This is a genomic window from Mesorhizobium australicum (genome assembly GCF_900177325.1).
GTDB lineage: Bacteria > Pseudomonadota > Alphaproteobacteria > Rhizobiales > Rhizobiaceae > Mesorhizobium_A > Mesorhizobium_A australicum_A.
The window spans coordinates 313,774-336,732 of sequence record NZ_FXBL01000004.1 but is presented as its reverse complement, the minus strand read 5'-3'; the positions used below and the strand labels follow the sequence as shown (position 1 = coordinate 336,732).

Annotated in this window: 25 protein-coding genes; 15 read left to right on the top strand and 10 right to left on the bottom strand. The window is 66.0% G+C overall.

Features of this window, described 5'->3' with window-relative positions:
* Positions 1 to 69 precede the first annotated feature (69 nt).
* The gene (locus tag B9Z03_RS03975; RefSeq protein ID WP_085462995.1) at positions 70 to 978 is read left to right on the top strand and encodes a LysR family transcriptional regulator; all 909 of its coding nucleotides are present in this window, start codon (positions 70 to 72) and stop codon (positions 976 to 978) included.
* A 49-nt stretch (positions 979 to 1,027) separates the two neighbouring features.
* Here the strand turns inward: B9Z03_RS03975 and cydX are convergent, their stop codons facing one another.
* The 7 genes from cydX to B9Z03_RS03940 all read right to left on the bottom strand — a co-directional run bounded on the left by cydX (position 1,028) and on the right by B9Z03_RS03940 (position 8,410).
* Positions 1,028 to 1,153 carry a cytochrome bd-I oxidase subunit CydX gene (cydX, locus tag B9Z03_RS03970; protein ID WP_085462994.1) on the bottom strand — a complete coding sequence of 42 codons (126 nt, stop codon included), beginning with the start codon at positions 1,151 to 1,153 and terminating at the stop codon, positions 1,028 to 1,030.
* A 16-nt stretch (positions 1,154 to 1,169) separates the two neighbouring features.
* Positions 1,170 to 2,327: a cytochrome d ubiquinol oxidase subunit II gene (cydB, locus tag B9Z03_RS03965; RefSeq protein ID WP_085462993.1), complete on the bottom strand. Its 1,158-nt coding sequence runs from the start codon at positions 2,325 to 2,327 to the stop codon at positions 1,170 to 1,172.
* Positions 2,328 to 2,333: 6 nt separating this feature from the next.
* The gene (locus B9Z03_RS03960) at positions 2,334 to 3,911 is read right to left on the bottom strand and encodes a cytochrome ubiquinol oxidase subunit I (protein WP_085462992.1); all 1,578 of its coding nucleotides are present in this window, start codon (positions 3,909 to 3,911) and stop codon (positions 2,334 to 2,336) included.
* A 74-nt stretch (positions 3,912 to 3,985) separates the two neighbouring features.
* Entirely contained in the window at positions 3,986 to 5,677 is a 1,692-nt protein-coding gene (locus B9Z03_RS03955) for an amino acid ABC transporter ATP-binding/permease protein (protein ID WP_085462991.1), read from the bottom strand.
* Positions 5,674 to 7,419 (bottom strand): thiol reductant ABC exporter subunit CydD, encoded by a 1,746-nt coding sequence (gene cydD / locus B9Z03_RS03950; protein ID WP_085462990.1) that lies wholly within the window; start codon positions 7,417 to 7,419, stop codon positions 5,674 to 5,676. The genes B9Z03_RS03955 and cydD overlap by 4 nt, the downstream gene beginning before the upstream one ends.
* On the bottom strand, positions 7,416 to 7,988 hold the full coding sequence (locus tag B9Z03_RS03945; protein WP_085462989.1) for a GbsR/MarR family transcriptional regulator: 573 nt from the start codon (positions 7,986 to 7,988) through the stop codon (positions 7,416 to 7,418). The genes cydD and B9Z03_RS03945 overlap by 4 nt, the downstream gene beginning before the upstream one ends.
* Positions 7,989 to 8,089: 101 nt before the next feature.
* The gene (locus B9Z03_RS03940) at positions 8,090 to 8,410 is read right to left on the bottom strand and encodes an ArsR/SmtB family transcription factor (protein WP_085462988.1); all 321 of its coding nucleotides are present in this window, start codon (positions 8,408 to 8,410) and stop codon (positions 8,090 to 8,092) included.
* A gap of 87 nt (positions 8,411 to 8,497) precedes the next feature.
* On the opposite strand from B9Z03_RS03940, the gene trxC reads away from it, so the two are divergent.
* The 8 genes from trxC to B9Z03_RS03900 all read left to right on the top strand — a co-directional run bounded on the left by trxC (position 8,498) and on the right by B9Z03_RS03900 (position 16,447).
* Entirely contained in the window at positions 8,498 to 8,944 is a 447-nt protein-coding gene (gene trxC, locus B9Z03_RS03935; protein WP_085462987.1) for a thioredoxin TrxC, read from the top strand.
* 362 nt (positions 8,945 to 9,306) lie between these two features.
* Positions 9,307 to 10,761 carry a siroheme synthase CysG gene (gene cysG, locus B9Z03_RS03930; RefSeq protein WP_432416986.1) on the top strand — a complete coding sequence of 485 codons (1,455 nt, stop codon included), beginning with the start codon at positions 9,307 to 9,309 and terminating at the stop codon, positions 10,759 to 10,761.
* Between the two features lie 11 nt (positions 10,762 to 10,772).
* Positions 10,773 to 11,096, top strand: a complete 324-nt coding sequence (locus tag B9Z03_RS03925) for a DUF2849 domain-containing protein (protein WP_085462985.1) — start codon at positions 10,773 to 10,775, stop codon at positions 11,094 to 11,096.
* Positions 11,097 to 11,117: 21 nt separating this feature from the next.
* Positions 11,118 to 12,788 carry a nitrite/sulfite reductase gene (locus tag B9Z03_RS03920; protein ID WP_085462984.1) on the top strand — a complete coding sequence of 557 codons (1,671 nt, stop codon included), beginning with the start codon at positions 11,118 to 11,120 and terminating at the stop codon, positions 12,786 to 12,788.
* Complete coding sequence (locus B9Z03_RS03915; RefSeq protein ID WP_085462983.1) at positions 12,763 to 13,515, top strand: phosphoadenylyl-sulfate reductase; 753 nt, start codon at positions 12,763 to 12,765, stop codon at positions 13,513 to 13,515. Before B9Z03_RS03920 ends, B9Z03_RS03915 begins: the two co-directional genes overlap by 26 nt.
* 8 nt (positions 13,516 to 13,523) lie before the next feature.
* Positions 13,524 to 14,057 carry a DUF934 domain-containing protein gene (locus B9Z03_RS03910; protein ID WP_085462982.1) on the top strand — a complete coding sequence of 178 codons (534 nt, stop codon included), beginning with the start codon at positions 13,524 to 13,526 and terminating at the stop codon, positions 14,055 to 14,057.
* Positions 14,058 to 14,155: 98 nt separating this feature from the next.
* Positions 14,156 to 14,773 carry a DJ-1/PfpI family protein gene (locus tag B9Z03_RS03905; RefSeq protein ID WP_085462981.1) on the top strand — a complete coding sequence of 206 codons (618 nt, stop codon included), beginning with the start codon at positions 14,156 to 14,158 and terminating at the stop codon, positions 14,771 to 14,773.
* A 66-nt stretch (positions 14,774 to 14,839) separates the two neighbouring features.
* Complete coding sequence (locus B9Z03_RS03900; protein ID WP_085462980.1) at positions 14,840 to 16,447, top strand: GMC family oxidoreductase; 1,608 nt, start codon at positions 14,840 to 14,842, stop codon at positions 16,445 to 16,447.
* A 1-nt stretch (position 16,448) separates the two neighbouring features.
* Here the strand turns inward: B9Z03_RS03900 and B9Z03_RS03895 are convergent, their stop codons facing one another.
* Positions 16,449 to 16,880: a Fur family transcriptional regulator gene (locus B9Z03_RS03895; protein ID WP_085462979.1), complete on the bottom strand. Its 432-nt coding sequence runs from the start codon at positions 16,878 to 16,880 to the stop codon at positions 16,449 to 16,451.
* A gap of 141 nt (positions 16,881 to 17,021) precedes the next feature.
* Here B9Z03_RS03895 and B9Z03_RS03890 point away from each other — a divergent pair, with 141 nt between their 5' ends.
* Genes B9Z03_RS03890 through B9Z03_RS03870 form a run of 5 tightly spaced genes read left to right on the top strand, consistent with a single transcriptional unit; the run spans position 17,022 to position 21,355 of the window.
* A complete protein-coding gene (locus tag B9Z03_RS03890) occupies positions 17,022 to 17,915 on the top strand; it encodes a metal ABC transporter substrate-binding protein (RefSeq protein ID WP_085462978.1) in 894 nt (297 codons plus the stop codon).
* Positions 17,912 to 18,850: a manganese/iron ABC transporter ATP-binding protein gene (locus tag B9Z03_RS03885; protein WP_085462977.1), complete on the top strand. Its 939-nt coding sequence runs from the start codon at positions 17,912 to 17,914 to the stop codon at positions 18,848 to 18,850. The genes B9Z03_RS03890 and B9Z03_RS03885 overlap by 4 nt, the downstream gene beginning before the upstream one ends.
* The gene (locus B9Z03_RS03880) at positions 18,847 to 19,707 is read left to right on the top strand and encodes a metal ABC transporter permease (protein WP_085462976.1); all 861 of its coding nucleotides are present in this window, start codon (positions 18,847 to 18,849) and stop codon (positions 19,705 to 19,707) included. The genes B9Z03_RS03885 and B9Z03_RS03880 overlap by 4 nt, the downstream gene beginning before the upstream one ends.
* Positions 19,704 to 20,537 carry a metal ABC transporter permease gene (locus B9Z03_RS03875; protein WP_085462975.1) on the top strand — a complete coding sequence of 278 codons (834 nt, stop codon included), beginning with the start codon at positions 19,704 to 19,706 and terminating at the stop codon, positions 20,535 to 20,537. The genes B9Z03_RS03880 and B9Z03_RS03875 overlap by 4 nt, the downstream gene beginning before the upstream one ends.
* Before the next feature lie 59 nt (positions 20,538 to 20,596).
* The gene (locus tag B9Z03_RS03870; RefSeq protein WP_085462974.1) at positions 20,597 to 21,355 is read left to right on the top strand and encodes a M48 family metallopeptidase; all 759 of its coding nucleotides are present in this window, start codon (positions 20,597 to 20,599) and stop codon (positions 21,353 to 21,355) included.
* A 3-nt stretch (positions 21,356 to 21,358) separates the two neighbouring features.
* On the opposite strand, the gene B9Z03_RS03865 is transcribed toward B9Z03_RS03870, so the two are convergent.
* On the bottom strand, positions 21,359 to 21,583 hold the full coding sequence (locus B9Z03_RS03865; protein ID WP_085462973.1) for a hypothetical protein: 225 nt from the start codon (positions 21,581 to 21,583) through the stop codon (positions 21,359 to 21,361).
* A gap of 121 nt (positions 21,584 to 21,704) precedes the next feature.
* On the opposite strand from B9Z03_RS03865, the gene B9Z03_RS03860 reads away from it, so the two are divergent.
* Positions 21,705 to 22,346, top strand: a complete 642-nt coding sequence (locus tag B9Z03_RS03860; RefSeq protein ID WP_085467487.1) for a phosphoribosylanthranilate isomerase — start codon at positions 21,705 to 21,707, stop codon at positions 22,344 to 22,346.
* Positions 22,347 to 22,481: 135 nt separating this feature from the next.
* Here the strand turns inward: B9Z03_RS03860 and B9Z03_RS03855 are convergent, their stop codons facing one another.
* The gene (locus B9Z03_RS03855; RefSeq protein WP_085462972.1) at positions 22,482 to 22,937 is read right to left on the bottom strand and encodes a hypothetical protein; all 456 of its coding nucleotides are present in this window, start codon (positions 22,935 to 22,937) and stop codon (positions 22,482 to 22,484) included.
* Positions 22,938 to 22,959: the final 22 nt, after the last annotated feature.

Below are 22,959 nucleotides of genomic sequence, written 5' to 3'. Positions count from 1 at the left end.
GCTATCGTCTAGCTTTTCTTTATAAAGACGTTCATTTTGAAATGACTTGACAGCAGGAACGAACAATCCATGGACCGCATCGACCTTTTTCGCGTTTTCGCCCGAGTGGTCGAGTGTTCGAGCTTCACCCGCGCGGCCGACACGCTCGGCCTGCCGCGGTCGTCGGTCTCCGCCGCGATCCTCGAACTGGAGGGGCGCGTCGGCGCGCGCCTGCTGCACCGCACGACGCGCCGGGTGTCGCCGACGCTGGATGGCACCGCCTTCTACGAGCGCTGCCTGCGGGTTATCGGCGACGTAGAGGAAACGGAGAATCTCTTCCGGCAGACGAGTTCCAAGCCCTCCGGCAGGCTGAAGATCGACGTGCCCGGCCGGATCGGCCGGCTGATCATCGCGCCCGCCCTGCCGGCCTTTCTGGACGACTATCCGGACATCGACGTCGACCTGGGCGTGACCGACCGGTCCGTCGACCTGGTGGAAGAGCGCGTCGACTGCGTGCTACGGGTCGGGCCGCTCTCCGATTCCGGGCTGATCGCGCGGCCGCTGGGCATTCTGGAGCTGATCAATGTCGCAGCCCCCACGTATCTTGACCGGCATGGCGTGCCGCGCTCGCCGGACGATCTCGATTCGCACCTCGCGGTGAACTACGCCTCACCCTCGACGGGCCGGCTTGAGGACTGGGGATGGCAGGAGGACGGCATGCCGCGCAGCCGGCCAGTGCGCGGCCGCGTCACCGTCAACAGCGCCGAGGCCTACATCTCCGCCTGCCTCGCCGGCCTCGGACTGATCCAGATCCCGGCCTATGACGTGAGGCAGCATCTGCGCAGCGGCGAACTGGTCGAGGTCATGCCCGGCTTTCGCGCCGAGCCGATGCCGATGACGCTGCTCTATCCTCACAGACAGCACATCTCTCGGCGCATGCAGGTCTTTGTCGACTGGCTGGAGAAGCTGCTGATCCAGCATATCGAACCGGCGCGGTAGCGCGGACGGCAAGCTCGTCCGCGCCAGCCGGGTATCCCAGGGCGAAATCTCAGTTCGGCTTGTCGGCGGAGGCGCGTTTCTGCGCCTCGTCTTCCATCAGCTCGTACCACATCGCATTGAGCACAGCGAAGGCGGCAGCAAGCGGCAGGCCGAGCAGCCAGGCGAAATACCACATGACGAACTCCTTTCCCTCAGTAGGCGTGGCCGGTGCCGTCACGGATCCCGTCCGCGTCGACCTTGCCCCACAGGACGCGATAGACCCAGCTCGTATAGGCGACGATGATCGGTACGAAGATCACCGTGACGACGAGCATGATGAACAACGTGAGATGGCTCGACGAGGCGTCCCAGACCGTCAGGCTCGACCGCGGATCGACCGAGGACGGCAGGATGAACGGGAACATCGACAGGCCGACGGTCGAGATGATGCCGAGGATCGACAGCGCGCTCGCAATGAGCGTCAGCACCTCGCGTCGCAGGCGCAGCAGCAGAAGCGCGAGCGCCGCGCCGCCGAATCCAAGCGCCGGGGCGACCATCATCCACGGATGGGCCGCGTAATTCTCGAACCAGATGCCGGGCCCCTGCTCCACTGTCTTGGCGAGCGGGTTTGACGGTCCATCCGTGAAGACCGCGCTCGTGAGGCGGTAGCCGTCGATACCGGCCCAGAGCCACAGCCCGCCGATCGCGAACAGAGCGATCGTCACGAGCGCGGCGATGCTGCCATAGGCGCGCGCCCTGGCGGCCACCTCGTCCGTCGTCTTCAGCACCAGCCACGCCGCGCCGTGCATGACCAGCATGGCGACGGACAGCAGGCCGCAGAGCAGGCCGAACGGGTTGAGCAGTTCGAACAGTGTCGTGCCATCGTAGAAGATGCGCAGGTCGGACCCGAAGTGGAACGGCACACCCTGCAGGACATTGCCCACAGCGACGCCCATGACGAGCGCAGGAACGAAGCCGCCGATGAACAGCGCCCAGTCCCAGCGCGAACGCCACGCAGCACTCTCGCGCTTCGACCGATATTTGAAGGCGACCGGTCGCAGGATGAGTGCGAAGAGGATCGCGAACATCGCCAGATAGAAACCCGAGAAGGACACTGCGTAGAGCGGCGGCCAGGCGGCGAAGATCGCCCCGCCGCCGAGGATCAGCCAGACCTGGTTCCCTTCCCAGACCGGCCCGACCGCGTTGATGACGACGCGGCGCTCGAGATCGTTGTGCGCGACGAAGGGAAGAAGCGTGCCGGTGCCGAGGTCGAAGCCGTCCATCACGGCGAAGCCGATCAAGAGAACGCCGAGCAGCACCCACCAGATGACGCGGAGCGTCGGATAGTCGATGAGATCATGCAGGATCATGGCTGGTCACTCCGCGGGAACAAGGGAGGGAGGGGCGATCGCCGGCTCCGGCTGGTGGTCATCTTCGGGTCCCTTGCGGATCGCCGCGATCATCAGCGACATCTCGATGATGAACAGGACCGTGTAGATCGCCGCGAAGCCGAGGATGGTGATCAGCACCGTCGTGGCGCCGAGGCTCGACACGGCGGCCGCTGTCGGCAGCACGCCCTCGATGATCCAGGGCTGTCGTCCGACCTCGGCGACGATCCAGCCGCACTCGGCCGCGATCCACGGCAGCGGGATCGCAAGAACGGCGACCCACAAAAGCCATGGGTAGCGGTCCAGGCGGTGGCGGGCCGAAAGATAGAAGAAGACCGCCATCAGCAGGATGAAGCTGAAGCCGAGGCCGACCATGATGCGGAAGGTCCAGAACAGGGTCGGCACATTCGGTACCGTATCCCATGCCGCCTGCGCGACCTGGTCGTCGCTCGCCTGGCGGGGATCGTCGACATAACGCTTCAGCAGCAGCGCATAGCCGAGGTCCATGCCGTTGTCCTCGAAGGCGGTCCGCACGTCGTCGGGGATCGCCGTGGTGCTGCCCGCCTCGCGGATTTTCTGCAGCGCGTCGTAGGCAACGATGCCCTGGCGGATGCGAACCTCGGCATGTTCGACCAGCTCCTCGATGCCGGGGATCTCGGTGGTCAGCGAGCGCGTGCCGATCAGACCCATGGCCCAGGGGATATGCACGGCGAAGTGCGTCGTGCGCGACTGCTGGTCGGGGAAGCCGAAGGCCGTGAAGGGCGCGGGCGCCGGCTCGGTCTTCCACATCGCCTCGATCGCGGCGAGCTTCATCTTCTGATGCTCGGTCGAGAGATACCCACTCTCGTCGCCGAGCACCACGACCGACAAGGCCGAGGCAAGGCCGAAGGACGCGGCCACTGTCATCGAGCGCTTCGCCAAGGCGACGCTGCGGCCCTTGAGCAGGTACCACGCCGACACGCCGAGGACGAAAACAGCTGCCGTGACATATCCCGCCGAGACGGTGTGGACAAACTTCGCCTGCGCCACCGGGTTGAACAGGACCTCGTAGAAGTCGACGACCTCCATGCGCATGGTCTGCGGGTTGAAGGCCGAGCCGACCGGGTTCTGCATCCAGCCGTTGGCAATCAGGATCCACAGCGCCGAGAGGTTGGAGCCAAGCGCCACGGCCCAGGTGGCGGCGAGATGGCCGATCTTCGACAGCTTGTCCCAGCCGAAGAAGAACAGGCCGACAAAAGTCGCCTCGAGGAAGAAGGCCATAAGGCCCTCGATCGCCAGCGGCGCGCCGAAGATGTCGCCGACATAGTGGCTGTAGTAGCTCCAGTTCATGCCGAACTGGAATTCCATCACGATGCCGGTGGCGACGCCGAGGACGAAGTTGATGCCGAACAGCGTGCCCCAGAACTTGGTCATCTGCCGCCAGATCACCCGGCCGGTCATTACATAGACCGTCTCCATGATGGCGAGCAGGATCGACAGGCCGAGCGTGAGCGGAACGAAGAGGAAGTGATAGAGCGCGGTGATTGCGAACTGCAGCCGCGAGAGAGCTACGATATCGAGTTCCATGACCGGATCCGGCGCTGCCGCCTCCTTTGTTTGCTGGGGCCGCCTTGCGGCTGCCCGGGCTTCGACGTTCCAACTCAGTCCGGGCGAAGCCCGCTGAGCATCTCTTCATATTTCGCGCTTCCGCGTGACGCCTCCGCGACGATCCGACCGTCGCGCATCAGGACGAGGCGGTCGGCGAGTTCGGCTTCGCGGCGGATGTGGGTGGCGATGACGAGCGAGCGATTGACGGCCGCGGCGTCGATGCGCGCGACGACATCGCGCGCGGTCGGGCCGTCGAGCCCTTCCGTCGGCTCGTCCATCAACCACACCGGCGCATCGCGCAACAGGATGCGCGCGAGCGCGAGGCGGCGGGCCTGGCCGCCCGACAGGCCGGCGCCCGCCTCGCCAAGCGGCGTGTACAGCCCGCGCGGCAGGCGCCCCATCATGTCATCAAGGCCTGCGGCCGCGAGCGACGCGAACATTTCAGTTTCCGTCGCTTCGGGCCGGGCAAGCGCCAGGTTTCCGTGCAGCGTATCGGCAAACAGCTCCGTGCGCTGCGTCAGCAGCGTCGCCGGCAGGATTTCCACGCTGCCCCGCATGGCAGGCAGCTCCGCAGCGAGAAGAGACAGGATTGTGGATTTGCCTGCCCCACTCTGGCCGATGATGGCGACGCGTTCGCCGCGCCGGAGGGTGAGCGAGACATCGAACAGGACCGGGCGGACATGGCCGTCATAGCTCGCCGAGACCAAATGCAGCCGTGCCGCGACACCCGCCTGCGCCGGTTCGGGCAGCGCGGTGGTTCCAGCCTCGTTCGTCAGCCGTGGCGCCAGACGGCGCGCAGCCAGGAGAGTGCGGCCGAACTCGACCGCGCCGCGCCGCAGCGGCGCGAACGGTTCGAGGCTTGCCATTGCCAGGAGTATGGCGAAGGCCGCGGCCGGCGCGCCGATGTCGCCGCGCTCCGCGAGCAGGGCCACAGCAAGCAGCACGCCTGCCAGCAACCCGGCGCCAGCCACCCCGAGCGCAAAGCCCGCATCGGCTTCGACGCGGGTGAGCCCGATGTCGGCCTGCGCAAGACGCCGGTCCGCCGCGGCAACTGCCTCTATCTGGGCGCTGGCGCGCCCGGCCATCAGCAGGTCTGTCCTTCCTTTCACCAGGTCGATGGTGCGCGAGCGCAGTGCCTCGAGCGCATGTGCCCTTCGGCGCACAAACGTTTCCGCGCGCCGGGTTGCGAGTGCGGGAATGCCGAGCCCAGCTGCAAGCAACAGCAGCGCCGCGCCGGCGCCCAGCAGCGGATGGATGAAGCCGAGGGCAGCCGAAATCGCCAGCGCGGTGCCTGTCGCGGCGAAGACCGGGACGATGATCCGAAGGTAGAGCGTATCCAGCGCGTCGATGTCGAGCGTCAACCGGAACAGGGCTCGCGACGGGCGCATGGCGAGCGCCCGGGCTGCAGCGGGCGAGGCCCAGCCGCGGAACACCCGCTCCCTCAATGCGGCCAGGACCTTGAGGGTCGCCTCATGGGTCGCCAGCCGTTCGCCGTAGCGCGAGGCGGTCCGGCCCAGCGCCAGCAGGCGTATGCCGGCCGACGGCATGAAGACGTCGAAGGCGAGCGCCGTTGCAACCGAAGCGCCGGCGATCGACGTCGCCGTGATGAACCAGCCGGACAGGCCGAGAAGCGCGATGCCGGCAAGCGCCGTCGCGAGCGAAAGCACAGCGCCGGCGAGCAGCATCCGCATGTCGCCGGATTGGAAGAGTGCGAGCACAGCGCGCAGGGGGCGGAACCGGCTCATTCCGCCGCCTCCGCCAGCCTGTGGGACAGGTCGATGACACGGTCCATGCGGCCCGCAAGGACGGGGTCGTGCGTGGCGACGACGAGCGTGCACCCGGCCGCGGCGGCGAGCAGGCTCTCGATCACTTCGCTCGCGGTAGCGCTGTCGAGGTGGGCGGTGGGCTCGTCGGCAAGGATCAGGCCCTTGTCCGCGCCGGCGGCCGCGCGCGCGATTGCCAGGCGCAAGGCCTCGCCGCCCGACAGGCCGACGCCGTTCTCGCCAACGGGAGACGGGCCACGACGGGCTGCCACGCCGTCGAGCCGGGCGACCTTCAAAGCCGCAGTCATCTCACTTGCTCCGATTTCCGGCCGGCCGAGGGCGACATTGCTTGCGATGGTGCCGGGGAAGATGTGCGGCGGCTGGCCGATCCAGGCCATGGAGGCGCGCAGACGCGCCGCATTGGCCGCGTTGAGCGGCTCGCCGCCGATCCGGACGATGCCGCCAGACACCGGCGCGAGGCCGGCGAGCAAGGCCAGTATCGTCGACTTGCCCGCGCCGCTCGGCGCGACGAGAGCGACGTGCTCGCCCGGCCTGACGTCGAGATCGAATCCCGCCAGAACGTAGCTATCGCGGCCAGGATATCGGAAGGTGAGGTCTTCCGCCCTGACTGACAGCGCTGTGCCGCGCTCCGTCGGTCGGACCTCTCCGGCGGTCGCGCCGACGATCGGCATGCCACGGACGGCCATCTTCTCGATCGCCTCCAGTCCCGCCTGCCCGGCGGCGCGATCGTGCCAGACTGTCGACAGGTCGCGCAGCGGCTCGAAGAAGGCGGGGGCAAGCATCAGGACGAACAGGCCCTGCGCGAGCGACAGCTTGCCGGCCCAGGCGCCGAATTCGAGCTGGCCCAGAAAATGGAAGCCGACATAGACCGCGACCATCGCCACGCCGAGCGCGGCGAACAATTCCAGCACCGCAGACGAAAGGAAAGCGATGCGCAGCACCGCCATCGTCCGCGTCCTGAGGTCGTCGGCGGAGGCACGCAGCCGCAGCGCGGTCAGGTCGACCGTGCCAAAGGTGCGGATCGTCGCCAGGCCACGCAGGCGGTCGAGCAGGAAGGCGTTCATGTCGCCCATCCGGGCAAGCTGCCTTTCGCTCGCCTCCTTGGCACGCCAGCCGATCAGCGCCATGAACAGCGGAATCAGCGGCGCGGCCACCAGCAGGATGAGGGCGGCCACCCAGGAGAAGGCAAGCACGCAGGCAAGGATGGCCAGGGGCACGACGGCCGCCTTGAAGCGCAGGGGCTGGAAGCGCGCGAGATAGGGCACAACCGCCTCGGCCTGCTCGGCAAGCGCGGAGGCGACGAGCCCGGACGACGGCGCGGACATGTCGAGGGGAGACCGGCCCGCGACCACGGCGATCGCCTCGGCGCGCAAGTCCGACAGGTGCTTTCTCGCCGCATCGAAGGCTGAGCGGACACCGGACCGCTCCAGGCCGGCGCGGACGATGCCGAGCAGGAAAACGGTCGCGGCCGGAACCAGCGTTGCGCGCGCGGGCTCGCCCGCCGCGATGCCGCCTATAACCATGGCGATGAGGCCCGCCTGCGGAATCCACAGCAGCGCTGCGGCGGCCTGCAGCAACGTTCCCGCGCGGGCGGGCAGTCTCGATGTCGCTCGGGGACGGACGAGAGCCCCCGCTTCCTCAGCAGGAGCGAAGGACACCGAAGCTGTAACCCGGCGCGTAACGTAAGGCTCGGCCGCGGTCATGGCGTGCTCTGCTCTTTGCGCTTGCGGCCAAGAGAGACGATCCTGTCCTTGGTGTCGAGAAGTTTCGTCACCTTCGAGCCGAGAGCCAGAAGCGCTACTAGCCGCTCGGGCTCCAGCCGCTTCACGTCGTCGTACCATGTCGTCAGCCGCTCGATCAGCGCATGCATCTCGCCCAGCCGCTGCTGCGCATGCCGGTCCGCCTCGCTCGTCGGCGCCTGCATGAGCAGTTCGCGCAGGACCGAGAGCGTCGGGTCGACCTCGCGCTTCTTGCGCTCCTCCGCAAGCGTGCGGAGGATCTGCCAGACATCATCCGGCGTGGTGAAGTAGTCACGCCTGTCGCCCGGCAGATGCTTGAGCAGAACGAGGTTCCAGCCCTGCAACTCACGCAGGCTCATCGAGACGTTGGATCGCGATATGCCGAGAGCCTCGACGATCTGGTCCGCGCAGAGCGGCTCGCCGGAGACGTAGAGCAGCGCATAGATCTGTCCGACGGTCCGGTTGATGCCCCAACGACTGCCCATCTCGCCGAAATGCAGCACGAAGGCCTGGATCGTCGGAGAGAGGTTCATGAGGGCATGTCTCTTATTTCAGTAATTTCTGAAATTTATGTACATACAAGCGCAGCGGATTTCAACGTGCATTTCAGGAATGGGTGGTGTGCACCATCGTGTCATCGCACCGGCGCACAATAGGCTCGATACAGCACCTCCACCACCGCCTTCGCCGCCTCGTTCACGATACGGTACCAGATGGTCTGCCCGTCGCGGCGGCCTGCGATCACGCCATCGCGACGCAGCAATGCGAGGTGCTGGGATACGGTGGAGTCCCGGATGCCGAGAAACGAAGCGAGTTCGCCGACCGATCTCTCCCCCTCCACCAGATGGCAGAGGATCAGGAGACGGTGACGGTTCGAAAGCGCCTTCAACAGGTCGCTGGCCTCGTCGGCGGCATCCCGCATCGCAACGGAATCAACGCGAATATTGATATTCATTTTTTTGTATCTACTTAGATACGTATATTTAGTCAACCCTGACGACGGCCCGAGCCGGCGACGGGGCCAGGTGTGGAGCGATAATGAATGTCCGGTAGCCATCAGATCGTCTGCACGACGTGCGGCGGGGTCAACAGAGTGCCCGACGATCGCCCGGCGGGGTCGGCGCGGTGCGGCAAATGCAGAACGCCGCTCTTTGCCTCGAAACCGGTGGATGCCGACGCCGACATGTTCAAGCGCCAAACGCAGCGTGGCGACATTCCCGTGCTGGTGGACGTCTGGGCTCCCTGGTGCGGCCCCTGCCGCATGATGTCGCCCGCCTTCGAGGCTGCCGCCGCGACGCTCGAGCCCGGCATCCGTCTGCTCAAGCTCAATTCCGACTCGGAGAACGAACTGGCCGGTCGTCTCGGAATCAGAAGCATTCCGACGATGCTGCTGTTCGCCGATGGACAGGAGGTTGCGCGGGTTTCCGGGGCCATGACCGCTCAACAGATCGTCAACTGGGCGCGCGATCAACTCCGGAGCCGAGCGTAACGTCGCCTCCGGTCGGCGATCTGGTGAAAAAGGAAGCGGATTCCAAAACGCCGCAGAAATCGGAATGGACTTGCGCGACAGGGCAAAGGTCGCGTCCTCATGAAATCCTCCATTGTCTATAAAAATTGTATAGATTGACCTGAACGTACGGCCTGATGCCGCGTCAACATATTCATTTTACTGGCTCTCCAGAAACCGCGGAGCTGATCGGCCCTTAGCTGGACAATCGACGGGGCATCGAGCGCGAACGACGCGTCCGTGGAATATTTTTGCGCGCGCTCTTCGCGCGACAGAAAAGCGATTGCCTTGCCGCGCACGCCGAGACAGCCGATGCCTCCATATTGCGGGGATGATCCGGGAAAATGCGACGCTCCAAGGTGACCCCAGAGATGTCCTCGCACGAATCCAGGCTCAATGCGTTTCCGGTCTTCATGAAGGTGGAAGGCCGTAGCGTCGTCATCGTCGGCAACGGCGACGAAGCGCTGGCCAAGGCGCGCCTGATGGCACAGTCGAGTGCGAGGCTGACGATCGTCGCCGAGGATGCGGAAGCGGAGCTGGCTGCCTGGGCTGCCGCCAATGATGCGCGCCTGCTGAAGGCGCCCTATGAGGCGAAGCTGCTTGCGGGCGCGACCCTGGTCTTCGCCGCCACGGGCGATGAGGCGCTCGATGAGCGGATCGTCGCGGATGCCCGCGCCGCCGGCATCTGTGTCAACGCCGTCGACCGGCCGGAACTGTGCGACTTCTTCACGCCGGCGCTGGTCAACCGCGCGCCGGTGGCAATCGCGATCGGCACCGAGGGCGCTGGGCCCGTGTTGGCGCAGATGATCCGCGCCCGGATCGACCGGATGCTGTCACCGTCGCTCGGCCGGCTGGCAACGCTGGCGGCGTCTTACCGGGCGGCTGTCGAGCGTCTGTTGCCGAAGGGCGCGGCGCGGCGCGGCTACTGGAACGAATTCTTCAATGGCGCACCGGCGCGGGCGATGGAGATCGGCTCGTTCGAGGAAGCGCAGGTCGCGGCAGACATTCTGCTGTCGCGCCAGGGCGAAATTGTTGGCCATGTCGCGCTCGTCGGCGCCGGGCCGGGCGCCGAGGATCTCCTCACCCTACGCGCGCACCGCCTGCTGATGGAGGCGGACGTGATCGTCCACGACGCGCTGGTGCCCGAGGCGGTGATCGCCATGGGCCGTCGCGACGCCGAGCGCATCGGCGTCGGCAAGCGCAAGGGCTGCCACTCCAAGAGCCAGGCTGAGATCAACGAGCTGCTGGTCGAACTCGGGCAGGCGGGCAAGCGCGTGGTGCGGCTGAAGTGCGGCGATCCGCTGGTCTTCGGACGCGCAGGCGAGGAGATGGCGGCGCTGCGCGAGGCCGGCGTGTCCTACGAAGTGGTGCCCGGCGTGACCGCGGCCTTCGCGGCCGCGGCCGATTTCGAGCTGCCGCTGACGCTGCGCGGCGTCGCCTCGTCGATGGTGTTCACCACCGGCCACGATTTGAAGGGCGGCACACTGCCGGATTGGGGGAAGCTGGCGATCTCGGGCGCGACGGTCGCAGTTTACATGGGCCGCTCGATCGCGGCCGACGTGGCGACGCGCCTTATCGAGGCCGGGCTCTCGCCGGACACGGCCGTCGCCGTGGTCGAGAACGCAAGCCTCGCCTCGCGCCGCCTGTTCCACGGCACGCTCGCCGACCTGCCCGCGCTCGAAGCGCGCGAGGACCTGACCGGCCCGGTGATGACGATAATCGGCGACGCGGTCGCAGGTGCGCGGTTCGACACATCCACGGCGCTCGCGGTCCACGACCGCGAGACGGTCGCCGCCTGACGGAGACAGAGATGAAGGTTCTCACCGCAAACCGGCTCACAGATGGAGAAGCCGTCTGGTTCGGCTCCGACCAGGTCTGGCACGAGACGATCGACTATGCCGAGGTTGCGCACGACAAGCCGGCCGAGGAGCGGCTGGAGCGCCTCGGCAAGGACTCCTACGCCCGCAACGAGGTGGTGGATGTCGACCTGATCGACGTCGAGCTGCTGGAGGGCGAGATCCGGCCGCTCAGGCTGCGCGAGCGCATCCGGGCCGCCGGACCGACGAACCGGACCGATCTCGGAAAACAGGCGCGCCCGCGTCCCGTCGACGAAGGGTTCGCGGCCGGCATCTAGCCGGCCCAAGGGAAGAAGAAGATGTATCGCTACGACGAATTCGACCATTCCTTCGTCCAGGCCCGCGTCGCCGAGTTCCGCGACCAGGTGGACCGCAGGCTTGCCGGCGAGATCACGGAGGACCAGTTCCGGCCGCTGCGGCTGATGAACGGCGTCTACCTCCAGCTCCACGCCTACATGCTGCGCGTCGCGATCCCCTACGGAACGCTGTCGTCGAAGCAGATGCGGATGCTCGCGCATATCGCCCGCACCTACGACAAGGGCTACGGCCATTTCACCACGCGGCAGAACATCCAGTACAACTGGCCGGCCCTGTCGGACATCCCGGCGATCCTTGCCGATCTCGCCTCGGTCGAGATGCACGCGCTGCAGACCAGCGGCAACTGCATCCGCAATGTGACCGCCGATCATTTCGCGGGTGCTGCCGCCGACGAGGTGGCCGATCCACGGCCCTATGCCGAGATCCTGCGCCAGTGGTCGTCGGTGCATCCCGAGTTCTCCTACCTGCCGCGCAAGTTCAAGATCGCCGTGACGGGCGCGGAGCGCGATCGCGCCGCGATCCAGGTTCACGACATCGGCCTGCATCTGAAGAAAAACGAGAAGGGCGAGCTTGGCTTCGCCGTCTGGGTCGGCGGCGGTCAGGGCCGCACGCCGATCATCGCCAAGAAGATCAAGGATTTCCTGCCGGAAGAGCACCTGCTCTCCTACATCACCGCTGTGATGCGCGTGTACAATCTGCACGGCCGCCGCGACAACAAATACAAGGCGCGCATCAAGATCCTGGTGCACGAGACCGGCACGGAAGAATTCTCGCGTCAGGTCGAGGCCGAGTGGAATGCGCTCAAGGACAGCGTGCTGACGCTGCCCGAGCAGGACATCGCCGCGATCGGCGCCTATTTCGCGCCGCCGGCGCTGGCGCCGCGTCCCGAGGGCGACGAGGTGGTGAAGCTCGCGCGGCTCGACTCGCGCTCGTTCGGCGAATGGCTCGACCAGAACGTCGTCACGCACAAGCACCCCGACTACGCCGCGGTGACCATATCCCTCAAGGGCACCGGCGAAGCGCCGGGCGATGCCAGCGACGGCCAGATGGACGCGGTCGCCGACATCGCCGAGCGCTATGCGTTCGACGAGATCCGTGTCAGCCATGAGCAGAACCTGATCCTGCCGCATGTCGCGCGGGCCGATCTCAAGGCGATCTACGACCGGCTGGTCGAGATCGGGCTCGCCACGGCGAACTCGAACCTGATCACGGACATCATCGCCTGCCCGGGCCTGGACTACTGCGCGCTCGCCAATGCGCGTTCGATCTCGGTCGCACAGGACATCTCTCAGCGCTTTGCCTCGCTGGCGCGGCAGAAGGAGATCGGCGAGCTGAAGCTGAAGATCTCCGGCTGCATCAATGCCTGCGGCCATCACCATGTCGGCCATATCGGCATCCTCGGCGTGGAGAAGAAGGGCGCGGAGCTTTACCAGGTGACGCTGGGTGGCTCGGGCGACGAGAATGCCTCGATCGGCGAGATCATCGGACGCGGCTTCGGCCCCGACGAGATCACCGACGCGATCGAGAAGATCGTCGACACCTATCTCGCGCATCGCCGCGACGCCTCGGAAAAGTTCCTCGACGCCTATCGCCGTCTCGGCCCCGCGCCCTTCAAGGAGGCGCTCTATGCTAGCGAAGCTAAAGCAGCTTAGCGCCGAGGAAGAGGCTGCGATCGAGGCCGCGGCGCTGGAGGCCCGCTACGGGCAGCTTGAGCCGCAGGACATTATCACCTTCTCGATCGGCCGCTTCGGACTGCAGGGGCTGGGCGCGGTGTCGTCGTTCGGCGCGGATTCCGCCGTGCTGCTGCACATGATCGCGCGCATAGACCCGGCGCTGCAGGTGATCTTCCTCGATACCGGCAAGCATTTCGGCGAGACGCTGCAATACCGGGACGCGCTCTCGGCCGATTTTGGGCTGCGCAATATCACGGTCTTCGAGCCGCTGGCTTCCTCGCTGCGGGAAACGGATCCCGAGGGCGAACTGCACAAGTCGAATACCGACGCTTGCTGCAACATCCGCAAGGTCGAACCGATGGCGCGCGCGGTCGAGCCGCTCGCGGCCTGGTTCACCGGCCGCAAGCGCTTCCAGGCGGCGACGCGCAACGGTTTGCCGGTATTCGAGGCGGTGGGACCGCGCATCCGCATCAATCCGCTGGCGAAGTGGACGACGGCCGATCTCGCCGCCTATATGCGCGAGCACCAGTTGAGGGAAAATCCGCTCGTCGCCTACGGCTACCTGTCCATCGGCTGCTTTCCCTGCACCCAGCCGGTCAAGGAAGGCGAAGATGCGCGATCCGGACGTTGGGCTGGACAAGCCAAGACGGAATGCGGCATTCACCTGTCGGACCTCGACCACTCGCTGACGGCATCGTCGCTCTAGGAACTGTCATGACCGAACCCGCCCCCCCGCCCGAGACGCGGCTCTGGACGCCGTCCGGCTTTCGCGACGACGAATGGAGCCATTCCGAGGAGTTCGACGCGCCCGGCTCCAACGGCAAGCTGATCCTGCCGCTCAGTGCATTCCTCGAGATCCCGGCCGACGAGAGGCTGCGCGACAGGGACAGGATCGGCGTGCTGCTGGCGCCTGCCGACCCGGTGGAGGCGATCGCCGACGTGCTCGACCAGGTGGCGCTCGTCGCTTTGTCATTTCCAGCCTTCAACGATGGGCGTTCCTTCTCCAAGGCCGAGCTGCTGCGCAGCCGGTATGGCTATGCCGGGCCCATACGTGCGACAGGGCAGGTTCTGGTCGACCAGTTGCCGCATATGCTGCGCGTCGGCTTCGACGAGTTCGAAGTGTCTCACCCGGTCCTGATCGAGCGGCTCGAGAAAGGCGAAACCGGCGGAATCGGCCTGTATTACCAGCCCACGTCCACGTCTTCCGACACGACAAGCGGCTATTCCTGGCGCCGCCTGCGAGATTAGACTGGTCCTACCAAACCTCTTCCCTGACGATCGATCCTCGATTAGGATGCCTCGAATTATTTCGGATCGCGGAATAATCGACGCCAGGGAGGAAGACTATGGCAGGCAAGAAGATATTGATGCTCGTGGGCGAGTTCAGCGAGGAATACGAAATCTTCGTGTTCGAGCAGACCATGCATGCGGTTGGCCACACCGTCCATGTGGTCTGTCCGGACAAGAAAGCGGGCGAGCTCGTCAAGACGTCGCTGCACGACTTCGAAGGGCACCAGACCTATACCGAGAAGCTCGGCCACGACTACTACGTCAACAAGACCTTCGCCGAGGTTAAGCCCGAGGACTACGACGCCGTCTACTGCGCCGGCGGCCGCGGCCCGGAATACATCCGCATCGACAAGCGCGTGCAGGCGATCGTGCGTCATTTCCACGAGACCGGAAAGCCGATCTTCACCATCTGCCATGGCGTGCAGATCCTGATCGCCGTCGACGGTGTGGTGCGCGGCAAGAAGGTCGCGGCGCTGCAATATTGCGAGCCCGAAGTGACTCTCGCCGGCGGCATCTATGTCGACGTTCCTGCAAATGGCGCGCATGTCGACGGCAATCTCGTCTCCGCCAAGGGCTGGCCAGGGCTTTCCAACTTCATGCGCGAATGCCTGAAAGTGCTCGGCACCGAGATCAGACACGGCCAGCATATGATGCGGCCGGCGATGGCGGCCTGAGCATCATCATCCCACTGGATTCCTGAGCCCGGTCGCGCCAAGATGAAGGCTGGCCGGGAGGGGACCATGGAATTCGACTATGTCATCGTCGGAGGCGGGTCCGCCGGATCGACGCTTGCCGCACGGCTGAGCGAGGACACGGACGCGACCGTCTGCCTGCTCGAGGCAGGCGGCGACGGCAAGCACATCCTCATCCGCGCGCCGACCGGTACGGCCTTGATGCTGCCCGGGCGGCCCAAGATCTCGAACTGGGCCTACCAGACCGTTCCCCAGCCCGGCCTTGGCGGACGCCGCGGCTACCAGCCGCGCGGCAAGGCGCTGGGCGGGTCGAGCGCCATCAACGCGATGCTCTACATCCGCGGCCATCGCTCGGACTATGACGGCTGGACGGCCGCTGGCTGCGATGGCTGGGGATGGCAGGACGTGCTGCCTTATTTCCGCAAGGCCGAGGGCAACCAGCGCGGCGAGGACGCCTTCCATGGCGCGTCGGGCCCGCTGCAGGTAGGCGAACAGCGCACGCCGCGGCCGATCGTGCAGGCCTTCGTCGACGCCTGCGGTGAAAACCAGATCCGATTCAACGACGATTTCAACGGACCGGAGCAGGAGGGCGCGGGCTACTACCAGGTCACGCAGTTCTGGTCCGGGCCAAAGATGGGCGAGCGCTGTTCGGCAGCGGCGGCCTATCTGCATCCGGCGATGGACCGAAGAAACCTGTCGGTGCTGACCGACGCCCATGCAACCGGGATCGTGCTTGAGAACAAGCGGGCGACAGGGGTCCGGTTCCGGCGCGGCGGCCGGGAAGAGATCGTCTCGGCGCGGCGTGAGGTGATCCTGTGCGGCGGCGCATTCAACTCGCCGCAGCTTCTCCTGCTGTCGGGCATCGGGCCGGGCGCGGAACTCGCGCGGCATGGCATCCTCGTGAAGCACGAGCTTGCCGGCGTCGGGCAGAACCTGCAGGACCATCTCGACTTCGTCGCGTCTTGGAAGTCGGGCGACCGCAACCTGCTCGGCGTGAGTTTCGGCGGCCTTGTCGACATCATCCGTGAGGCAAGGCGATGGAAGCGGGACGGCACGGGCCTGATCGCCTCGCCGGGGGCTGAAGGCGCTGCCTTCATCCGGTCGGATCCGGCGCTGGAGAAGCCGGATCTCCAGCTTCACTTCGTCGTCGGCATCATCGACGACCATGCGCGCAAGCTGCATCTCGGCCATGGCTATTCATGCCATGTCTGCGTGCCCAGGCCGCATTCGCGCGGCACTGTCGGCCTCGACAGCGCCAACCCGCTCGCACCGCCCCGGATCGACCCGAATTTCCTCGCCGACGAGCGCGATACGGAGACCTTGCTCAAGGGCATCCGGATCATGCGGCGCATCCTGGCAGCACCTGCACTCGCACCCTATCGCAAGACAGAGCTCTATCTCGGCGGGACAGAGCCCGACGATACCGAGCTGATCCGCCACATCCGGGCGCGGTCGGACACCATCTACCATCCGGTCGGAACATGCAGGATGGGGACGGACGAGAACGCCGTGGTCGATACGAGGCTTCGCGTGCGGGGCCTGGAACAGCTGCGGGTCGTCGACGCCTCGGTCATGCCGACGCTGATCGGCGGCAACACCAATGCGCCGACGATCATGATTGCCGAGAAGGCCGCGGATTTGATCCGGGCAGCGTGAGCTAGCGGCTCTTGCGCTTGCGGCCGTAGAGCTCCAGCCGGTGATACACGATGTCGTAGCCAAGCCTGCGCGCGATCTCGTCCTGCAGCTGCTCGATCCGCTCGGAATGGAACTCGATCACGTCGCCGGTGTCGAGGTCGATCAGATGGTCGTGGTGCTCGCCCGCCGCCTGCTCGAAGCGCGAGGGCCCGCCGGCGAAGGCGTGGCGCTGGATCTCGCCCTTGTCCTCGAGCAGTTTCATGGTGCGGTAGACGGTCGAGAGCGAAATCGTCGGATCGATCGACAACGCCCGCTGGAAGATCTCCATCGCGTCGGGATGATCCGCCGTCTCGGAAAGGATCTGCAAGATCGCCCGGCGCGGCCGCGTGATACGCACGCCGGCCTCCCGTAGGCGAGCCTCGTAGTCGCGCAGCTTTTTCGCTTCCTCCGTCATCGCCGCTATATGCGACAGGGCGGACGCATTGCCAAGTTTTCCTAGTTGCAAACGATTTGCATTTGCATTGACAATCGGCCGGCCGCGCCCTATGTCGATCGTGGAGCCGTGTCGACGCGGCAATGTGGAGAAAGACGCAGAATGCCTTCCATCCTACGCAGCGCCCTGATCGGCCTGGCCCTGTCCGCCGCAACAATCGTCTCCGCGGATGCGGCCGAGAAGTTCAAGGCCGTGACGACCTTCACTGTCATCGCGGACATCGCGAAGAACGTTGCCGGCGACACGGCGGAGGTGGAATCCATCACGCGCGCCGGCGCGGAGATCCACAACTACCAGCCGACACCGCGCGACATCGTCAAGGCGCAGGACGCCGACCTGATCCTGTGGAACGGGCTCAACCTCGAGACCTGGTTCCAGCGCTTCTTCCAGAACCTGCGCGACATTCCGAGCGTCGTGCTGTCGGACGGGGTCGACCCGATCGGCATTTCCGAAGGACCTTACACCGGCAAGCCTAATCCCCATGCCTGGATGTCGCCGACAGACGTGAAGATCTATGTCGACAACATTGCGACCGCCTTCGCCAAGTATGACCCGGATAATGCCGAGGCCTACAAGGCGAACGCCGAAGCCTACAAGGCGAAGATCGACGCCACCGTCGCCCCAGTGCGCGCCGCGCTCGACGCGATCCCGCAGGAGCGCCGCTGGCTGGTCACCAGCGAAGGCGCATTCTCCTATCTCGCGCGCGATTTCGGCCTGAAGGAACTCTATCTCTGGCCGATCAATGCCGACGGCCAGGGCACACCGCAGCAGGTGCGCAAGGTCGTCGACGCGGTGAAGGCCGACAAGATCCCGGTCGTCTTCAGCGAAAGCACGGTGTCGCCCGACCCGGCACAGCAGGTGGCGCGTGAGACCGGAGCCCGCTACGGTGGCGTTCTCTATGTGGACTCGCTCAGCGAAGCGGACGGCCCGGTGCCGACCTATCTCGACCTGATGCGGGTAACGACCGAAACGATCGCAAAAGGCCTCGCGGAATGAATATGGCACCGCAGAAACAGGCTTTGCCTGACGGGGAACGAAACGGGCCGGCGGTCACCGCCGGCCTGGTCGCGAAGAATCTCACCGTCACCTACCGGAGTGGCAATACCGCGCTGCGGTCTGCCTCCTTCTCCATTCCGCGCGGCTCGATCACCGCGCTGGTCGGCGTGAACGGGTCGGGCAAGTCGACCCTGTTCAAGGCCATCATGGGCTTCGTGCCGCTCGCCGCCGGCTCCGTCACCATGTTCGGCGAGCCGGCCGGGCGGGCGCTGAAGAAGAACGTCGTCGCCTATGTCCCGCAGGCCGAGGAGGTCGACTGGACCTTTCCGGTGCTGGTCGAGGACGTGGTGATGATGGGCCGTTACGGCCACATGAACTTCATGCGCATTCCCTCCCGCCACGACCACGAGATGGTGACGCAGGCGCTCGCCCGCGTGGGTATGGGCGACTATCGCAAGCGGCAGATCGGCGAATTGTCCGGCGGCCAGAAGAAGCGCGTCTTCCTGGCGCGCGCGCTGGCGCAGGAAGGCGAGGTTATCCTGCTCGATGAACCGTTCACCGGGGTGGACGTCAATACCGAGGACGCGATCATCGCGCTGATGCGCAGCCTGCGTGACGAGGGCAAGATCATGCTCGTGTCGACGCATAACCTTGGGTCTGTTCCGGACTTCTGCGACCGCGTGATCCTCATCAACCGCACCGTGCTGGCGGAAGGGCCGACCGAGACCGTCTTCACGCGCGACAATCTCGAACGCGCCTTCGGCGGCGTGCTGCGCCATTTCGTTCTCGGCGGCGCGGAACTGCACGACGACGAAGACGCCCGGCAGGTCACCGTCATCTCCGACGACGAGCGGCCGCTTGTGGTCTATTCCGAGAAGGCACAGACCGGAAGCGCTGCTCCGGCCTCCCGCAAGCCCGACGAGCCGGCCGAATGATCGCGACCCTGCTCGAACCGTTCGGCTACGGCTACATGGTCAACGCCATGTGGGTCTCGGCGCTGGTCGGCGCAGTCTGCGCCTTCCTGTCGGCCTTCCTGATGCTCAAGGGCTGGTCGCTGATCGGCGACGCGCTCTCGCATTCGATCGTGCCGGGCGTCGCCGGCGCCTATATGCTGGGCCTACCCTTCGCACTCGGCGCTTTCCTGGCCGGCGGGCTCGCCGCCGGTGCCATGCTCTTCCTCAACCAGCGGACCAGGCTGCGCGAGGATGCGATCATCGGCATGATCTTCACCTCCTTCTTCGGGCTTGGCCTGTTCATGGTGTCGCTGTCGCCGACCTCGGTGAACATCCAGACGATCGTGCTCGGCAACATCCTCGCCATTACTCCCGCCGACACGCTCCAGCTTGTGCTGATCGCCGGTGTGTCGCTCGCGATCCTCATCGCCAAGTGGAAGGATCTGATGGTCGCCTTCTTCGACGAGAACCATGCGCGGTCGATCGGCCTGCGGCCGGGCCTGCTCAAGGGGGTCTTCTTCACCCTGCTCGCCGCCTGCACGGTGGCGGCACTGCAGACCGTCGGCGCCTTCCTCGTGATCGCCATGGTCGTCACGCCGGGCGCGACCGCCTACCTGCTCACCGACCGGTTCCCGCGCCTGATCACGATCGCAGTCGCGATCGGGGCGCTGTCGAGCCTTGTCGGCGCCTACATCTCCTATTTCCTCGACGGCGCAACCGGTGGGGTGATCGTCGTGTTGCAGATGGCGGTCTTCCTGACCGCCTTCGTCTTCGCGCCCAAGCATGGCCTGTTGGCCGCGCGGCGGCGGGCACGGGAAGCGCTGGAGGCGCAGGCATGATCGAGACGCTCCTCCTCCCCTTCTCCTTCCCCTTCATGCAGCAGGCTTTCATCGTCTCGCTGCTTGTGGCGATCCCGATGGGGCTCTTGTCGCCGTTCCTGGTGCTGAAGGGCTGGTCGCTGATGGGCGACGCGGTCTCCCATGCGGTGCTGCCCGGCGTGGTTCTGGCTTATGTCGCCGGCCTGCCTATCGGCCTCGGCGCCTTCGCGGCAGGCATGTTCTGCGCCATCGGCACCGGCTACCTGAAGGAAAACAGCCGCATCAAGGAGGACACCGTCATGGGCGTCCTCTTCTCGGGCATGTTCGGGCTGGGTCTGGTGCTCTATTCGATGATCGAGACGGAGCTGCACCTCGACCATATCCTGTTCGGCGACATGCTGGGCGTCGGTTGGGGCGACATCATCGAGGCCGGGACCATCGCGGCGGTCGTCGCGGGCGCGCTGGCGATCAAGTGGCGAGACCTGATGCTGCACGCCTTCGACGAACAGCACGCGAAGGCGATCGGCCTGCCGGTTCGGCTGCTGCATTACGGCCTGCTGGCGCTGCTCTCGCTGTCGATCGTCGGCGCGCTCAAGTCGGTTGGCATCATCCTCGCGATCGCGCTGCTGATCGCGCCGGGTGCGATCGGTTTCCTGGTCGCACGGCGTTTTGGCACGATGATCGCGATTTCGGTGACGGTGGCGGTCGTCGCGTCGCTGCTCGGCGTCTACCTGTCCTTCTTCCTGGACTCCGCGCCAGCGCCGACGATCGTTCTCCTGATGTCCGGCACCTTCGTCGTCGCCTTCCTGCGCGCCCGCCTGTCTGCGCCGCCGGAGGGCGAGGCGGCCTGACCGTTCGAGGAGGCCGCGACCTCCTGCTCCATGCGCGCGAATCGCTTATCATCGCGCGCATGATCTTCTCGCTCCTGAGAAAGCCAGAGCCGCGCCGGCCTGCCGAGCCGCTCGAACGGATGCACGAGGTCGGCGGGCGCGCGCTGCCGCTGCGCATCGTCGAGAACGCACGCGCCCGGCGGCTGACGCTGCGCATCGACGCCGGCGGACAAGGCCTGCGCGTGACGGTTCCGCCGGGCATCCCCGCCCGCGAGGTCGACCGGTTCATCGACCGCCACCAAGGCTGGCTGGAGGCCCGCATCGCCAAAGTGCCGGACAGGCCGCAGATACGGCCGGGCGTGAAGGTTCCGGTGCGCGGCGTGCCGCATCTCATCGTCCACGAGCCGGGCAAGCGCGGCTCTGTGACGGCGGCCGAGGTCGATGGCGCGCCGGCGCTGATCGTGCATGGCGAGCGCACGCATCTTGCCCGACGAGTCGCAGACTTCCTCAAGCGCGAGGCGAAGAAGGACATAGAGGCGCTGGTGGCGAAGCACACCGCCGCCGTCGGCCGCAAAGCCAAGGCGATCCGCTTCAAGGACACGACCAGTCGCTGGGGTTCCTGCACCTCCGACGGCAGCCTGTCCTTCTCCTGGCGCATCATGATGGCGCGCCCGACGGTGATCGACTACCTCGTCGCACACGAAGTGGCGCATCTGAGGGAGATGAACCACGGACCGAAGTTCTGGGCGCTGTGCCGGGAACTCTGCCCGAGGACGGACGAGGCGCGGGCCTGGCTGAAGAAGAACGGCGCGGCGCTTCAGGCGATCAGGTTCGAGTAGGCCTCACCCGTCGTTTCCGGCGTTGAGCTGTTCGGGCCGTAGGCCTTCTTCTCCCGGGCGCGGCCAGGGCAGGAAGTCCGGATCGAAGTCGTCCCCCGAGAAGTAGTCCAGTGCCCGACGACCTTCGCCGCCGTCGAAGCCCGACTGTTCGAGGAGCTGGCCGATCACCTGATAGGCCTGCGCGATCTTCTTCTCGAGTTGCTCGATTGTTGCCGGCTGCGTGGTCATCTGGCGCCCCCTCTGCGTTTGCCCTGGGACATAGAGTAGGGCGATGCGTCCGCCGCCTCAATGCCGGGAGGCGCGTGTTTCTCTCGACTCGCATCGCCGTTCGTGGCATTTCGCCGGCATCATGCCCCTCGACATCAAGATATGCGGCCTGTCCACGCCAGAGACGATCGCGGCGGTGCTCGACGGCGGGGCGAGCCATGTCGGCTTCATCTTCTTTCCAAAAAGCCCGCGCAATGTGACGCCGGCGCAGGCAGCCTTGCTGCGGCAGGCGGCAATTGGGCGCGCCAAGGCGGTCGCGGTGACCGTCGATGCGAGCGACGACTTCCTCGACGCGATCGTGTCGCAGATGAAGCCCGACATGCTGCAGCTTCACGGTAAGGAAACGCCGGAACGTGTGACTTACGTGCGGGAGCGTTACAATCTGCCGGTGATGAAGGCGCTGTCGGTGAGCGAGCCCGCCGACCTGCTGCCGATCCAGGGTTTCGTCGGCGTCGCGGACCGGCTGCTGCTCGACGCCAAGGCGCCCAAAGGTTCCGAGCTTCCCGGTGGCAACGGCGTGTCGTTCGACTGGCGCCTGCTAGCCGCGCTCGATCCCGGCCTCGACTACATGCTGTCGGGCGGGCTCAATCCGGACAATGTGGGCGATGCGATCCGGATCGCGAATCCGCCGGGTCTGGATGTTTCGTCCGGTGTCGAATCCGCGCCGGGGGTCAAGGACACGGGACTGATCCGGGACTTCTTCGAGGCGGCGCGGAAGGCTTGAAGCTGACGGCAGGGCGCGCGCCGGCACCGGCGCAGGGTAAGCTTTTCCTCTTGCGCCGATCTCGCCGTTTTCGTTCGCGCCGCTCACCCCCGTCGGATGACCTCCGGCCTTCTTCTCCGCAGAGGAGGACGGCGCTTACGATGTGTCACGGAGTTCGACCTCGGCAAACACTGCCGTGAGCGTCTGGATGATTCCATCGGCATCGGTTCGCAGCCGGCCGTCGTGGCGGCCATCATCGCAGCCTTCGGCGGTCCGGCGGTATGATCGGTGACGGATCTGCATGGCCATGGTCTGCACCACGAGCGCCAGCGCACGCAGCGCCAGAGCGAGGCTTATCGCGTCCGCGGGTTCATTGCCGTAGCGGACGCCCGTCGTCGCCGGCGACCACTGCCGGCCGGCCGGGTTCCACTCGGAGCCGGCGACAAACTCCCGCACCACCTCGTCCGCCTGCTGCAAAGCCCAGAGCATGCGGCAGCGCGTGGCATAGGGCGCGCTTGCGGCGCGTTCGGCGAGATCGGCCAGGGCGAACAGCCACGCCGCGATGCGCTGCAGAATATCCCCCTCCCTTCCAATCCTCGCCTTCCAGCCCATCGCTGTCTCCTTTCGACCAGAT

What these genes read in the sequence shown, in the direction of transcription:
- B9Z03_RS03975 (WP_085462995.1), top strand. Translation starts at nt 70, where the DNA reads ATGGACCGCATCGACCTTTTTCGCGTTTTCGCCCGAGTGGTCGAGTGT.
- cydX (WP_085462994.1), bottom strand. Translation starts at nt 1,153, where the DNA reads ATGTGGTATTTCGCCTGGCTGCTCGGCCTGCCGCTTGCTGCCGCCTTC.
- cydB (WP_085462993.1), bottom strand. Translation starts at nt 2,327, where the DNA reads ATGATCCTGCATGATCTCATCGACTATCCGACGCTCCGCGTCATCTGG.
- B9Z03_RS03960 (WP_085462992.1), bottom strand. Translation starts at nt 3,911, where the DNA reads ATGGAACTCGATATCGTAGCTCTCTCGCGGCTGCAGTTCGCAATCACC.
- B9Z03_RS03955 (WP_085462991.1), bottom strand. Translation starts at nt 5,677, where the DNA reads ATGAGCCGGTTCCGCCCCCTGCGCGCTGTGCTCGCACTCTTCCAATCC.
- cydD (WP_085462990.1), bottom strand. Translation starts at nt 7,419, where the DNA reads ATGACCGCGGCCGAGCCTTACGTTACGCGCCGGGTTACAGCTTCGGTG.
- B9Z03_RS03945 (WP_085462989.1), bottom strand. Translation starts at nt 7,988, where the DNA reads ATGAACCTCTCTCCGACGATCCAGGCCTTCGTGCTGCATTTCGGCGAG.
- B9Z03_RS03940 (WP_085462988.1), bottom strand. Translation starts at nt 8,410, where the DNA reads ATGAATATCAATATTCGCGTTGATTCCGTTGCGATGCGGGATGCCGCC.
- trxC (WP_085462987.1), top strand. Translation starts at nt 8,498, where the DNA reads ATGTCCGGTAGCCATCAGATCGTCTGCACGACGTGCGGCGGGGTCAAC.
- cysG (WP_432416986.1), top strand. Translation starts at nt 9,307, where the DNA reads ATGCGACGCTCCAAGGTGACCCCAGAGATGTCCTCGCACGAATCCAGG.
- B9Z03_RS03925 (WP_085462985.1), top strand. Translation starts at nt 10,773, where the DNA reads ATGAAGGTTCTCACCGCAAACCGGCTCACAGATGGAGAAGCCGTCTGG.
- B9Z03_RS03920 (WP_085462984.1), top strand. Translation starts at nt 11,118, where the DNA reads ATGTATCGCTACGACGAATTCGACCATTCCTTCGTCCAGGCCCGCGTC.
- B9Z03_RS03915 (WP_085462983.1), top strand. Translation starts at nt 12,763, where the DNA reads ATGCTAGCGAAGCTAAAGCAGCTTAGCGCCGAGGAAGAGGCTGCGATC.
- B9Z03_RS03910 (WP_085462982.1), top strand. Translation starts at nt 13,524, where the DNA reads ATGACCGAACCCGCCCCCCCGCCCGAGACGCGGCTCTGGACGCCGTCC.
- B9Z03_RS03905 (WP_085462981.1), top strand. Translation starts at nt 14,156, where the DNA reads ATGGCAGGCAAGAAGATATTGATGCTCGTGGGCGAGTTCAGCGAGGAA.
- B9Z03_RS03900 (WP_085462980.1), top strand. Translation starts at nt 14,840, where the DNA reads ATGGAATTCGACTATGTCATCGTCGGAGGCGGGTCCGCCGGATCGACG.
- B9Z03_RS03895 (WP_085462979.1), bottom strand. Translation starts at nt 16,880, where the DNA reads ATGACGGAGGAAGCGAAAAAGCTGCGCGACTACGAGGCTCGCCTACGG.
- B9Z03_RS03890 (WP_085462978.1), top strand. Translation starts at nt 17,022, where the DNA reads ATGCCTTCCATCCTACGCAGCGCCCTGATCGGCCTGGCCCTGTCCGCC.
- B9Z03_RS03885 (WP_085462977.1), top strand. Translation starts at nt 17,912, where the DNA reads ATGAATATGGCACCGCAGAAACAGGCTTTGCCTGACGGGGAACGAAAC.
- B9Z03_RS03880 (WP_085462976.1), top strand. Translation starts at nt 18,847, where the DNA reads ATGATCGCGACCCTGCTCGAACCGTTCGGCTACGGCTACATGGTCAAC.
- B9Z03_RS03875 (WP_085462975.1), top strand. Translation starts at nt 19,704, where the DNA reads ATGATCGAGACGCTCCTCCTCCCCTTCTCCTTCCCCTTCATGCAGCAG.
- B9Z03_RS03870 (WP_085462974.1), top strand. Translation starts at nt 20,597, where the DNA reads ATGATCTTCTCGCTCCTGAGAAAGCCAGAGCCGCGCCGGCCTGCCGAG.
- B9Z03_RS03865 (WP_085462973.1), bottom strand. Translation starts at nt 21,583, where the DNA reads ATGACCACGCAGCCGGCAACAATCGAGCAACTCGAGAAGAAGATCGCG.
- B9Z03_RS03860 (WP_085467487.1), top strand. Translation starts at nt 21,705, where the DNA reads ATGCCCCTCGACATCAAGATATGCGGCCTGTCCACGCCAGAGACGATC.
- B9Z03_RS03855 (WP_085462972.1), bottom strand. Translation starts at nt 22,937, where the DNA reads ATGGGCTGGAAGGCGAGGATTGGAAGGGAGGGGGATATTCTGCAGCGC.